This window comes from Algoriphagus yeomjeoni (assembly GCF_049821175.1).
GTDB classification, from domain to species: Bacteria; Bacteroidota; Bacteroidia; order Cytophagales; family Cyclobacteriaceae; genus Algoriphagus; species Algoriphagus yeomjeoni_A.
The window spans coordinates 3,284,970-3,300,202 of record NZ_CP187512.1; the positions used below are offsets into that span (position 1 = coordinate 3,284,970).

At 41.6% G+C, this 15,233-nt stretch carries 3 protein-coding genes; 1 reads left to right on the forward strand and 2 read right to left on the reverse strand.

Features of this window, described 5'->3' with window-relative positions; translation table 11 throughout:
• Positions 1-19 precede the first annotated feature (19 nt).
• Positions 20-8,440, forward strand: a complete 8,421-nt coding sequence (locus ACPUEN_RS13360) for a beta strand repeat-containing protein (protein ID WP_425636400.1) — start codon at positions 20-22, stop codon at positions 8,438-8,440.
• Positions 8,441-8,701: 261 nt separating this feature from the next.
• Here ACPUEN_RS13360 and ACPUEN_RS13365 read toward each other — a convergent pair whose 3' ends face one another.
• Complete coding sequence (locus tag ACPUEN_RS13365) at positions 8,702-13,081, reverse strand: hypothetical protein (protein ID WP_425636401.1); 4,380 nt, start codon at positions 13,079-13,081, stop codon at positions 8,702-8,704.
• Positions 13,082-14,162: 1,081 nt separating this feature from the next.
• Positions 14,163-15,197: an RluA family pseudouridine synthase gene (locus ACPUEN_RS13370; protein WP_425636402.1), complete on the reverse strand. Its 1,035-nt coding sequence runs from the start codon at positions 15,195-15,197 to the stop codon at positions 14,163-14,165.
• Positions 15,198-15,233: the final 36 nt, after the last annotated feature.

Here is a 15,233-nt window from a genome sequence, read left to right on the forward strand (position 1 = left end):
TTTTACAAATTAAATTTAAATGCTTCTGAAGCACTTTTTACCTAACTTCCTTTCCAAGTTCATCTTTCTATCAGGATTGGTGTGGATTGCAGTATCTTCTAATTTTTCAGGAGCACAAACAGTGACTTATAATTCAGGCTCAGGAAACTTCACAGTTCCAGCTGGAGTAACTAATATTAGTGTATCCGTTTGGGGAGCTGGTGGAGGTGGAGGTTTTAATAACGCAACGAGACCGAATGGATCACCATTAGGAGCTATTGGAGGAGGAGGAGGAGCTTTTATTTTAGCAAATCCCTACCCAGTAACCCCAGGAGCAACTATCCCATACACTATCGGTACTGGAGGTATAGGTCAAACCGCAGGTTCACCTGTTCCTCATACAGCAGGAACCGGAATGCCTTCAAGTTTTGGTTCTGGCACTAGTCTTACTTATTTAATCGCAAATGGTGGAGCTGGAGGAAGAGGCACGTTAGGAGGAGGCGGAGGTTCTCCAGTGACTGGTGGTCCTTATGTCTACAGTAATGGTGGCAATTCTGAAACTCCAGGTAATGGAAATAATAGCCCGGGCTCAGGAGGTGGAGCGGCAGGAAGTTCATCAGGAGTAGGTGCAGATGGAAATGCTGGGGGAGGTGAAGGAATTGGTATTAACGGCGCAGGTTCAGGTGGCCCCGGTGGCGCAGCAGGAGCTTCTGGAGGTAACGGTATTCAACCTGGTGGAGGTGGAGGGGGTGAAGGAGGCGATGGAGCTTCTGGAGGAAACGGTGGAGCTGGACGGATTATAATTTCTTATATAGCACTTACTTCCGCCACCAATACTGATGCTCAAACAGTTTGTTCTGGAAATTCATTAACACCAATAACTTACAGTGTGCCTATTGGATCTACAGTTGCTATACCAGCACTTCCTGCTTCGGGCGTCTCACATACATACAATAGTGGAACCGGGATTGTTACAATTTCCGGAACCCCAACGGCTTCTATATCATCATATACAATAAATGTTACCACTAATTATGGTGTCACATTAACTAGGACAGGCACAATTACACTTAATCAAACACCAACATTAAGCAGTACATTAACCCCAGCTGCGATTTGTAGTAATTCTACATTTACCTATACTCCAACAAGTGCAACCAGTGGTGCTACATACACTTGGACTAGAGCTGCTGTCACTGGAATCAGCAATGCAGCAGTTACCACTGCTCAGTCAAGTAGTCCGAATGAGACCTTAGTAAACACTACGGCCAATCCTGTCAATGTGGTGTATGCTTACACCATTACCGCAAACGGATGTAGTAATACTCAAAATGTAATTGTAACCGTTAACCCAGCTACAACTTTAAGCAGTACATTAACCCCGGCCGCAATTTGTAGCAATTCTGCATTTACCTACACGCCTACTAGTTCTACAGGTAGTGCCACATTTACCTGGACACGAGCGGCTGTTTCTGGAATCAGTAATGCGGCTGTTTCTACTGCCCAAGCTTCTAATCCAAACGAGACCTTAATAAACACTACTACAAATCCTGTCAATGTGGTTTATGCCTATACCATCACCGCAAATGGATGTAGCAATACTCAAAATGTAACCGTAACCGTAAATCCGACACCAACATTAAGCAGTACATTAACCCCGGCCGCGATTTGTACGAATACGGCATTTACCTATACTCCAACAAGTGCAACCGTTGGCGCTACATTTACCTGGACTAGAGCTGCTGTCACTGGAATCAGTAATGCGGCAGTTACCACTGCCCAAGCTTCTAATCCGAATGAGACCTTAATAAACACAACTGCCAATCCGGTGAATGTGGTTTATGCTTATACAATCACCGCTAATGGATGTAGCAATACTCAGAATGTAACAGTTTTGGTAAGACCAACTCCATCATTATTCAGTACGTTAACCCCGGCTGCGATTTGTAGTAATTCTACATTTACCTATACTCCAACAAGTGCAACCAGTGGTGCTACATACACTTGGACTAGAGCTGCTGTCACTGGCATCAGCAATGCGGCTGTTACTTCTGCCCAAGCTTCTAATCCGAATGAAACCTTAATAAATACTACTGCAAATCCTGTGAATGTGGTGTATGCTTATACCATCACTGCAAATGGATGTAGCAATACTCAAAATGTAACCGTAGCAGTAAAACCAACTCCAACGTTAAGCAGTACATTAACCCCGGCCGCGATTTGTAGTAATTCTGCATTCACCTATACACCAACTAGCGCTACCGTTGGCGCTACATTTACCTGGACTAGGGCGGCTGTTTCTGGAATCAGTAATGCGGCTGTTACCACTGCCCAAACTTCTAATCCGAACGAGACCTTAATAAACACTACGGCAAATCCTGTCAATGTGGTGTATGCTTATACCATAACCGCTAACGGATGTAGCAATACCCAAAATGTAGCTGTAGTCGTAAACCCAAGCCCAACACTAAGCAGTACATTAACCCCAGCCGCGATTTGTACGAATACGGCATTTACTTATACTCCCACAAGCGCTGCCGTTGGCGCTACATTTACCTGGACAAGGGCGGCTGTTTCTGGAATCAGTAACGCGGCTGTTACCACTGCCCAAGTTTCTAATCCGAATGAGACTTTAATAAACACCACTGCAAATCCTGTCAATGTGGTGTATACTTATACCATAACCGCTAACGGATGCAGCAATACCCAAAATGTAACTGTAGTCGTAAATCCAAGCCCAACACTAAGCAGTATATTAACCCCGGCTGCGATTTGTAGTAATTCTACATTTACCTATACTCCAACAAGTGCAACCAGTGGTGCTACATACACTTGGACTAGATCTGCTGTCACTGGCATCAGCAATGCAGCAGTTACTACTGCTCAGTCAGCTAATCCGAACGAGACTTTAATAAACACCACTGCAAATCCTGTTAATGTGGTATATGCATATACCATCACCGCAAACGGATGTAGTAATACTCAAAATGTAACCGTAGCAGTAAAACCAACTCCAACGTTAAGCAGTACATTAACCCCGGCCGCAATTTGTAGCAATTCTGCATTTACCTACACACCTACGAGTTCAACCGTTGGGGCTACATTTACCTGGACAAGAGCTGCGGTTGCAGGAATCAGCAATGCAGCAGTTACTACTGCACAGGCATCTAATCCGAATGAGACCCTAATAAATACTACTGCCAATCCTGTCAATGTGGTGTATGCTTACACCACTACCGCAAATGGTTGTAGTAATACCCAAAATGTAACCATTACCGTAAATCCAACGCCGACCTTAAGCAGTTCCTTATCTCTGGCAACTTGTAATAATGCTGCATTTACCTACACGCCAACTAGTGCTACTACTGGAGTCACATTTACCTGGACCAGAGCAGCTGTTTCTGGAATCAGTAATGCGGCTGTTACCACTGCCCAAACTTCTAATCCGAACGAGACCTTAATAAACACTACGGCAAATCCTGTCAATGTGGTGTATGCTTATACCATTACTGCAAATGGATGTACCAATACACAAAATGTAACGGTAACCGTAGATCCAACTACAGTCATAACAACACAGCCTGATAATTCTGACCGAGTTGAATGCTTTGGAGACGGATTCAACCCTTTATCTGTTACCGCAGAAGGTGCTAATTTATCCTACCAGTGGTATAGCAATCCGACTCAAAGTAATTCCGGTGGTACAGCTGTACCAGGGGCTACTAACTCAACTTTTACACCTTCCTCTACTGTAGAAGGAATCGAATATTATTATGTGATTGTGACCGGAAATTGTGGCATTGTCATATCTGATCCTTCTGGTCAATTTAGAGTTAACCCTCCGATCACGGTGATTGATGACAATCCAAATACAACTCCACAGACTCAGTGTCTTGGTGGTAGTTATGTTGGAGCTGAACTTACAGTTTTGGCAAGTGGCGAAGGAACAGTTACTTATCAATGGTATAAAAATACATCCGCTTCAAATTCTGGTGGAACAGAAATAAGCGGAGCGACTTCAGCAAATTATCTTCCTCTTGCTGACGAAGAAGGTACCCATTATTATTACGCAGTTGCATCAAGCAATTGTGGTACTGTCCCGTCAGATATTTCAGGAGCCTATGTAACAACTGCCTTGACTGAAATTGATTCCGAGTCGCTGGCTGGACAAATTATCTGCGAAAATGATTCATTTACACCAATTTCAATTGTCGCCGATGGTACCGCACCAATAACATATCAGTGGTATAGAAACGATCAAAACTCATTATCTATCGGCAATATAGCTCCTGTAGGCACCAATTCAGACACTTATACGCCAACTGCTGATTTAGGCACTTATTATTATTTCGTTGAAGTTTCCAGTGCATGTGGAACAAATGTCACTTCAAGTGTTTCAGGAGCCTTTATAGTCAATCCAATACCAGATGTATCAAATACAATTTTATCTCAAACCATTTGTTCAGGAGGAAGTACTACTGAAGTAATATTAACATCAGGGGTAGCGGGTGCTACCTTTACATGGACTGCTAGTGCAACGGCAGGTGTATCTGGATTCTCAGCCAGCGGATCCGGACCAATTCCAATTGAAACTATTTCTACTACTGGAACTACTCAAGGAACAGTTACTTATGTAATTACTCCTTCGGCTAATGGATGCCCAGGCCCAACTAAAAACTATACCGTTTTGGTGAATCCACAGCCTACTGTCACAAACTCAACATTAACGCAGACCATTTGCTCAGGTGGAAGTACTACTGCAGTTACGCCTACCTCAGGAGTCGCTGGAACTACCTTTACTTGGACTGCTAGTGCCACTCCAGGTGTTTCTGGTTTTACAACAAGTGGAAACGGACCGATTCCCGTTCAGACAATTTCAACAACAGGAACAACACGAGGTACAGTTACTTATGTCATTACGCCGACTGCCAATGGATGCCCTGGTCCAACTACAAATTATACTGTATCGGTGGATCCAAGACCTACAGTTACTAATACCCCATTAACACAAACCATTTGTTCGGGCGCAAGTACAACTCTTGTTACCCTTACTTCAGGCGTTGCGGGAGCCACCTTTGCTTGGACTGCTAGTGCCACTCCAGGTGTTTCTGGTTTTACAACAAGCGGTAACGGGCCGATTCCTGTTCAGACAATTTCAACGACAGGAACAACACGCGGCACAGTTACTTATGTCATTACGCCGACTGCCAATGGATGTCCTGGCCCAACAACTAACTATACTGTATTGGTGGATCCAAGACCAATAGTCACTAACACTACCTTAACTCAAACCATTTGTTCTGGAGCAAGTACAACACTTGTCACCCCTACTTCAAACGTTGCAGGAACTACATTTGCTTGGACTGCTACTGCCACAGCAGGCGTTTCTGGTTTTACAACAAGCGGTAACGGGCCAATTCCAGTTCAGACTATCTCAACAACAGGAACAACGCAGGGGACTGTTACTTATGTGATTACTCCAACCGCGAACAGCTGCCCTGGCACACCAACCAACTACACTGTATTGGTGAATCCTAGACCAACTGTAACTAATACACCGTTAACTCAAACCATTTGTTCAGGGGCCAGTACAACTCTCGTTACCCCAACTTCAGGTGTTTCTGGAACTACCTTTGCTTGGACGGCTAGTGCCACAGCAGGTGTTTCTGGTTTTACAGCAAGCGGAAATGGGCCAATTCCCGTTCAAACAATTTCAACAACAGGAACAACTCAGGGGACTGTTACCTATGCAATTACTCCGACTGCCAATGGATGTACTGGTCCGACTACTAACTACACCGTCTTAGTTAATCCTCTGGCTACTGTTGGCCCGCCTTCTATAGCTTTCCCAAGTGTATGTATTAGTAGTCCTGCGCTAACTCCATTTACTCAAACCACCTCAGGTGTTACAGGTATTGATCAATCGGGTGTCGCAGGGGTTAACGGTTTACCTCCTGGGATTAAGGCAGACTTTTCAGGAAATACGATCACTTTCTCAGGAACTGCTACAACCACAGGCCTTTACACTTACAATATCCCAGTAACTACTGGAACTTGTGTAACTGGTCTTGCAGTAACCGGTACTATTGACGTAACTCCAGAATATGATATTACAGCGGTATCGTCGGTTTCCGCGACTTCAATTGGTGGCGCTGCAACAGTAACATTCTATGCAGATCCTACTAAAATGCTGAATGGAACCTATAAAATAACCTATCAGATTAAACAGGCATCTGGAGCTTTTACCACAGTTGGACCAGTAGATGCGACAGTGGTAAATGGTAAAGGAACATTCACCACTACTCCAATTAATAGTAATGTAGACACGTATACCGTACAGATTTTAACCATCAAAAAATCTACAGACGTTTGTACTGTCACATTGCCAAATCCTCCAACTACTTACTTTGGGGTTTGTTCAGCAGTATTTGGTGGAAATAGTACCTTTTTCGTACCCGCTGGTGTCTATAGCATCACCATAGAAGTTTACGGTGGTGGTGGTGGAGGAAATAGTTTTGGAGGTGGTGGAGGAGGGTATTCCATTAGACAAAATATTCCAGTTGTACCAGGAGAGCCACTCGGTGTTTTTGTAGCGGGAATTACTCCACAAAATACGAATGGAGGTTCTTCTTATGTTACAAGGGACTCCAGCTTACCAAATCCGACGACAAACAGCTTAGTTTATGCAACTGGAGGAACAAGAGGAGAAACAAATAATTCTCCTGGAGGAATTTTCGATCCAAGATACTCTGGAAGCAATGGAAGTATTTCTACAGGAAATAACGGAGGAAATGGTGGAGGGCCTCTTGGCGGACTAGGAGGCGTAAATCGTCAAAATGGCCGCTCACCAGGTGGAGGAGGTAGTAGAGCACAAGGTCAAGATGGGACAGGTGGTGGAGGACTCGTAATTATCTCTTATTCTTGTCCAGATGCTGATATTACAGATTGTATAAAGGTGATAGATGATGGCTCAAAATCAGGAACAACAGTGCTTGAGTTTACCTGTAATTATACTTGGATAGCCCCTGAAGGACTAACTGAATTTACTACCTATGTTGGAAGCGGCGGCGGCGGCGGCGGATCTGGTGAAGGTTCCGGTGGTGGTGGATCTGGCTCAATTATTCGCCAAACATTCACAGTCACCAATCCATATGGCTTACCAGCTGGAACTGATTATGGGATTACTGTTGGTCAAGGAGGTGCGGGTGCATCGGGAATCAATGCCAATGGATCCCCAGGTCAAGCATCCACATTTACAGGTTCTATAAATGGAAGTCCAGTTAACATATCAGTTCCTGGAGGTGGAGGCGGTGGCTCTCAATCAACAAATGCAGGGGGAAGTGGCGCGTCTGGAGGTGGAGGCGGAGCAAGTCCGAATCCATCCCAAACATTTGGAGTTGGGGGAAGCGTACAACTTATTACTTATACAGGAACAAATGTGACTGTATACCAAGGAAATGTGGGAGGAAGCGGAGACTATAGTGCACCGCAAAACTCAGTTGCTGGTGGCGGTGGCGGTGGTCTTATTCCTTGGGGTAATGGTAATGATGGCCAAAATGGAAAAGCTGCAGGAAATGGTCAAGGTGAAGGCGGTAGAGGTGGAGATGGTAGGGTAATATCTTTAGGCGACTCTACAAGGAACTTTGGCGCTGGAGGTGGGGGTATCGGGAGATATTTTAATGGAACAGATAAAATTGGCCTAGGAGGATCCGCAGGAGGAATACGAATTGGAGGAAGTGGAAATCTAAGTGGAGTTAATCCAATAGGTGGTGCTGGAACAAATAAAACTGGTTCAGGAGGAGGCGCAGGATACTTTGGAGGAGGAAGAGGAGGAAATGGAGTAGTATATATTACTTTCTTTAATTTCCGTATCCTCGAAGTCGAATACCTCTACTTCAATGCTGTATTTAACCCAGAAAATCGTAGTGGAGAACTTACTTGGGCTACAGCTCAGGAATGGGAAAATGACCGTTTTGAAATAGAACGAGCTACAAATGGAGATTTGACTTCTTGGACTAAAATTGGAGAAGTAAAAGGACAAGGATATAAAGAAACCCCTACTGAATACAACTTCGAGGATACGGAACTTCCAGCAGCGGGTGGCAATATTTTCTACCGATTGAAGCAAATCGATGCCGATGGCTCGTTTAGCTATAGCGTCACTCGTTCGATTCAGGTAAAAGGACTCAAAGGCCAGTCCACTTGGATAGTCTATCCTAACCCAAGCAGCCCAGGGAATTACGTGACCCTAGATCTGTTGGATAGAAGCAGCTACAGAGACGAGCAAATTTTGGTTAGAATCGCTAATGTAACGGGTGCTTTTGATTCCTATTCTGTGCGAACAATACAAGATGTTAGTACAACGGTTAACAACTACTTAGAAAAAGCAGCTCCAGGAATTCATATCGTACAGCTAATTTGGGGTGAGCATAGTGAGCAACTCAAAATAATCAGGAGGTAAAACTATTCGCAAATAAATCAGAAAAGCCCATATGGAAAAATTTCCATATGGGCTTTTTGGTTTTGAGGGAAACTAAGATAGTTAGTTCAAGTCAATTCAAATTTTGCAAGCATCTTGACTTGTAGGTTGATTTTGAAGTTTCTAGATCCCGTTCCTGGTTTGATATTTATGCTTCATACCTAGATATTTCAAACATAGATTAGGATATTAATTCCAAGCGAGGAACATTAACGGAAAACTGAAACTGATTGCTGCGACTAGTTAAAACTCCTCTTCTTCCCTTCTCCTCGGTTTTTTTGGCTGACCAAGACCTATAGCGCCTTTCAAACCACTAAAGGTTGCGCGCCACCAACCTCCAAAAATAAACTTAGACTTATCCCGTTCAAAGTACACTCGGGAAGCTACTCGGCGATTAAAAAATTTTCGAGGGTTACTGCTTTTGGTAAAAACATTTGCTAAGAAAGTCATTATTCCAAGCTTACCCGTTCCGCGTTCCAAGGTTAGTGAATCCAAAAACTCAAGTTTTAGATCCTCATATCTAAAGTTCATTTCACCTCTGGCGACATCATCATCCATTCTGAAATTCCACTTCCCGCCAGTCACTTGACCATCTAGCACTTTTATAAATACGTTATTTGCAAGCATAGTATTTAATAGTGAAAGATCAAATTCACCCATTTCTACGTCAACATCCATAGGATAAGGCGCATCAAAAAACATAGTTGCATTTAGCTTAACATCTCCATCTCCCATTAATTTGCTCGTGACCGAAAGCATACTGGATTTCAGTGAAAATTCCTCGCTACTCTTTCGCATCGCAAAAGGTGCTATAGAAGCATTAACCTCCTCAAACTGAATAGAGCCTGGGAGCATAGCTTTTGGGGCAAACTCCTGATAGCGTATCAGTCCATTATTCACAAGCACAGAATCAAGCGCTAAATCAAATGGAGCATTTTGCATTAATTCTTGAGGCATAGGTTTACTCACACCTTCTTTGAGCGGTATTCTCTTATCTCTAAAAACATCCAGCTCTAGACCATTTATTCTTAACGCATGGGCTTTGAGATTTTTATTAATGAAATAAGTATCAAAATCTATGTCTTCCAGCCTGATCTCTTGGACAAAAGCGTCTATCGCATTATCCTGATATCCTTTTCTTCGCAAAAAATCATATCGCCCAAAAGCAGGCTGGAAATAAACACTATCTATAACGATAGTATTATCCAAGTACCTAATTTTTCCAATGCTCAATTTATTCATACTATCATTTGTATAAACTTGATAGTTCGATAGGGAAAGGCTCAAGTCCTTTTCCAGCAGAAACTGAGGACTCAGCTCAGCATTATTATTCATCAGGTCAAAGTTCAACTCCTTTAGGCCAAAATTAACTTTATGGAATGCCATCTTTGGGATCTGTCCAGTCTCTTTGTTGTGAATAATAATATCTCCATTATTGACTAATATATCCTGAAGCAATACTGACTCAATTAGTCCAGCGCTTTTAGAGCTAGGGCTATCAGATGATTTTCTTGACTTAGGGGCTTTGCGTTCAGTATCTAAGTACAGATCGATCTTAGGATTTAATAATCTAAGCTGAGCCAGATCAAAAATCCCTGTTGATTGAATATCTCTGATGGTATTATTCCTCACCCCCAACTCATCTATCTTGGCAGATAAAATCGGTGAACCTGGGTTACCGTAAGTATTGCGCGGAATAATTTCAAAATTTGAAAAAACCGTCTCATCAGCTGTATTATCAACATAGAGATTAGAAAACCGAATGGTATGAATACTATCCGGTAAGGCGTAAGAAAAATCATTCAGATTGAGGCTGATCTCGTCAAACAAGCCTGCAATATCTTCCCTCGCATTTGCAGCAGAATCAAGGATCAAGCCTTTGATGCCTATATCAAAATCGGTTTGTATGGATTCAAAATCATTTTCCCCTACTCTATAATTCAGACTCAATTTAGAATTCGTTGCCTCTATTGCTCCGATAGAAACCAGTTCAATAGATTTTGGAAGCGTTTTTTCACCTACAGAACCAGCAACTTTTCCAGTATCTTCGTTCTGATAATCCCGGTTAATCTCCAGATTTATCATACTCCCATCGACAGCAAGTTTCTCTAGTTGCAACTCATTTTCGAATAAAAAAGACTCAATATCAACCCCTTCAAAAGAAACACTGGGAAGATTTAAGGACAACGCTATCTTACTATTTATAGAGCTACTTGGACTTAGGGTCAGGTTTTCAATCTCTATGGTTTTGGAGCGAGAATTAAATCGAAGCCCGTCGGTATCCACCTCATAATTTCCTCCAGCTACGCTGAAGTCATATTTCCTTAATTTCAAATCAATCTCATCTGAAAAAAAAGTTCTACCTGGGCTTTTCGCCATACCTTTTTCAAGGTAAAACCCTTTTAGGCTCAATGAAAGGCTATCTTCGCTCAAGGCTAAGTTTTTCTTTCCTGCAAAATTTTTATATTGAACTTGGCCATCACTAAAACTGATGGAGTCAATCTGTATTACAGAAAAATAAGAGGTCAATAATTCCTCTATTTCATCAGAAGATTCTACAAGAGTAGATGTGTTGTTTGCCTCCACTTTGTTCTTTCTGAATTTTGTGAAACTAGCCACTGGTGAGGGAATGAAAATTTGATTGATTATCAACTTCTCATCCATATAGGCAGACATCAAATCTATTCCCTCCACCCGAAATTCTGGGACTGAAATATCCAGAATAACAGACTTGCCATAAGTATCTAGTATAGCCTGTGCTGAATCTGGGTTTTCTGGCCTTAGGGTAAAATTATTTACCACTACACGTGAATTCTTACTATCTATCAAAACTCTATCTGCCAAAAACTCATGGAGATTATCCCGCAATTTTAACCTGTACTTATCCAGACTTAACACCATTTCGTCAGCTAGGAATTGGTTTCTGACATCGCTGTCAAGATCCAGATTGGGTTGTAAAAAGACGTTCTCGAGCAATAAGCTGAATTTCTCAAAACCTATATCATCACTTCGGACGCCCTTTTCATTTTTAAACTGAACTTCCCCATCCCTCAGATCCATTGTTCCGATGGCAAGCTCATTCATGTATCCTTTTAGAAGCTCTTTTACTGGTACACTTTCAGAGTTCTGTTTACCTTGCCTAAGTTCAGTGATTTCCACCTTTGGAGACTGAATAAGCATTTCCTCGATATTAAAAACACCCTCGTTATACAAACCCTTCAAGTTGGCTTTCGTGAGTGCAAGTTTAGGAAGCGAAATACGCATGATATGGTTAGCAAGGCCACTTTTCAAAGCATCTTCCCTAGGCTCTATTCGAATATTTTCTACGACAATCTCATCCTTAAACGAAGAAACACTCACCCTGTCCCCATAGATCACATGCACATCATCTGACAGGTACAAGTCAGCATTTCCTATGTCCATAGCAGCATCCTCCCCATAGAAAAATTGATTAGATTTTCTGGATTCATCAGCTCCCAAATAAAAATTAATCATCTTGAAATCAAGCTTTTGAATATCAATCCGATTTTTCAATGTGTCTGACAGACTATAGGTAGTGAACTTTCCATTGTTCACGGATAATTCCTGAACCTCGAAGGATTTTAGAATTCCCTGAATCAACTCATTTAAATCTCCACCTGCAGTACTATCCTTTTCACTGATGACATTTTGCTCAACTTTAAAATGAGGATCATTTAAGACAATTTCATCGATTATGACATTTGAGGACATAAAAGCCTCATTCAAATCAACATTCCCTACCCTTAACTCACTTAAATAAACGTCATAATAGGATTTACTTTGAATGCTCCTATCCGGACTAAGCTGAAAGCCATTTATTAGAATCCTATTATCAAGAGAGCTGATGTACACATTTTCAGACTGAATAAAATGCACACCGTCCGGAAGGGGAAAGTTTACATTGTCCAAGTCAAATTCAAAACCTCTGGCATTAAAGGGAGTCGTCCACTCCTCCTCGGTTGCCCAGTTAATATCTCTTACGACTAGCCTGGTATTCTCTGCTTTTAATGAATTTTGACTAAGAAAATTTAAAAAGAATAAATCCGCATGATCAATTTCAAGTTCGCTGATGTAAACGCCCGTGAAATTGATCTTATTAATTATCTTCTTCAACTCATCTTCAAGTACTTTTACAGGAGATCCTTTTTTCTGATCATTTCGAACCTCTTCCTCGCTGTCGGATTGACTTTTGGGAGGCAAGTCCATACTAATGTTAGGGTTGTCAAACTCCACTTTACCAACATACAAAATGCCTTCAGAAAAGCTAAACCATAGTTTTTTAAGAGCTAATTCATCTAAAGTCAAATCAAATAAAGCTTGATTCTGTCCTGGCTTACGCTCTCCTATAGGTTTCATTACTATGCCATCCATGAAGATCCCACGCCGTAACAACGAAAACCTAACTCGGTTAAAATCAACCAAATAAACACCTTTAGCAATTTCATTGATTTCACGCCTAGCCCAGTTGGAAAGCACTAGGTTGGATCCGAAATACACGATGAACTCCAGAAAAAGTACAGCCAAAAAAGTAAACATAACCCACCTCAATATTTTCTTTCGAAAAGGGTGCTTCGAATGCTTGCCTGTTTGCTCTTCTGTCATTCAGTTGGTTTTTTGTCTAAATTAGACATTTAAGACAAATTTAAACGAAAAAAGCAGCACGTGGGTGCTGCTTTATATGCTGTAGGAGAAGGATTCGAACCTTCACGGAGAAGTTAGGCAATAGTCCGGTTGAATTACGCTTTTTCCATTCCCGATAGCTATCGGGATCTCCACCCCCGAGACAGGAGGGCTTGTCTGCCAGTTTCAACATCCTACAATGATGAATGTTACGCTTAACTGGCCTTTTGCCAATCGATTTGATTTTTATTAATCAAAATTTTATAGGTCTGAAAGCAATATTTGTATAGCCACTGATTAGTAATCAAACACGCCATCTTTTATTTCGCTAGGGCAAAATTAGAAATATGATTGGTTTATTACAATTATGATAACATATAATTTATTTTTTTATAGAAACAGTATATTATAAGGCATTCTATTACATTATCAATAAACAAATAGGAGATATAAGCCCAGCAATTAATGATTTAATAATGAAGGTATAAAGCTACATCAGCCAAATCTTATTGGGATTTTTATAATTATCACAAAATCATAGTCAGTAGAAACAAGACATAAAAAAAACCATGAAACAAAATTTCATGGTTTTAGTCAATTAACAATAAACCCAAAATAACCTGCTGTAGGAGAAGGATTCGAACCTCCACGGAGTAGTTAGGCAAATTTACGAGCTCGCTAAATGCTTTATCCTATGACCTCCACCCCCGAGACAGGAGGGCTTGTCTGCCAATTTCAACATCCTACAGTGTAGTGTAATTTCAATGTATTCTGAGTGCTTTGAGAGTAAACCGTTTGTTTTTCCCTCTTTGTATGATTCAAATATAGAAGGTCGGTTTATTTATTGCAAATAATTCAAAAATAAAACTGAATATTTACAGTATTTTTAATAAAATCACTTGTAAAATGCTATATCATCAAAAATAGGTAAATAATCACAGCTCAAATTGACTATTTCTCAACGAAACCTATCAATATTGCCAATATAGCTCATAAACAAGGTTTTTATTGCCGAATTCATAGCATTATAGATTAAATATTGATTATTCTTTAACGGAACACCCTATTCAAAGTTCACGTAATTTTCCCACTTAGCTAAAGCTGACTGAAAATCATCAGGCAAGGGAGCTTCGAAATAGAGTTTTTCGTTAGTCACAGGATGTATGAATCCCAGTGACTTTGCATGTAGCGCTTGGCGCGGTAGCAGCTCGAAAGCATTTTGCACAAAAGTTTTATACTTAGAAAATTGGGTTCCCTTGCGGATTTTATCTCCTCCATACATGGCATCATTGAAAAGCGGATGTCCCAAGAATTTCATATGTGCACGGATCTGATGGGTACGTCCTGTCTCCAAGTTACACTGGATCAGTGACACATACCTCAATCGCTGTAGAACTTTCCAGTGGGTCACGGCATACTTGCCCTGACTTCCATCTGGATACACATCCATGACCTTGCGGTTTTTGGCACTTCGCCCTACATGACCAGTGATGGTGCCCGAGTCTTCTTCCGGCTCTCCCCAAACCAAGGCCAAATACGTCCGCTCAATTGTATGGTGAAAAAACTGTTTGGCAAGATGCGTCATCACCTCTTCAGCTTTCGCTATCACAAGTAATCCAGAAGTATCCTTATCTATTCGGTGCACCAGACCAGGTCGACCTTCATTGCCTTTCATTTCTGGCAGATTTTGAAAATGATGCACCAGTCCATTGACCAGAGTTCCTGACCAGTTACCATGGGCAGGATGTACGACCATCCCCGCAGGCTTGTTCACCACGAGCAAGTACTGGTCTTCATACACAAAATCCAACGGGATATCCTCTGGCACAACTTCCGTGTCGCGAGGAGGCTTGCCCATCAGCACGCGAATATCATCCAGCGGTTTTACCTTGTAACTTCCCTTGATAGATTCACCATTTACCTGAATAGCCCCAGCGTCTATGGCTTGCTGTATCTTATTTCGGGTAGCAAAAGCGATCTTGCCTGTCAAAAATTTATCGATCCTGATTGGAGTCTGGCCTTTGTCGATTACGAACTTAAAATGTTCGTAAAGCTCTAATTCCTCCTCATCAAAATCTTCCTCTGGGTGCATGCTCATGCTGCAAAAATAGGATTATCAGGCTTAACTTTGACA

Bases quoted from the DNA above. Each gene is read 5' to 3' on its own strand.
- ACPUEN_RS13360 (WP_425636400.1), top strand. From the start codon at position 20: ATGCTTCTGAAGCACTTTTTACCTAACTTCCTTTCCAAGTTCATCTTT.
- ACPUEN_RS13365 (WP_425636401.1), bottom strand. From the start codon at position 13,081: ATGACAGAAGAGCAAACAGGCAAGCATTCGAAGCACCCTTTTCGAAAG.
- ACPUEN_RS13370 (WP_425636402.1), bottom strand. From the start codon at position 15,197: ATGAGCATGCACCCAGAGGAAGATTTTGATGAGGAGGAATTAGAGCTT.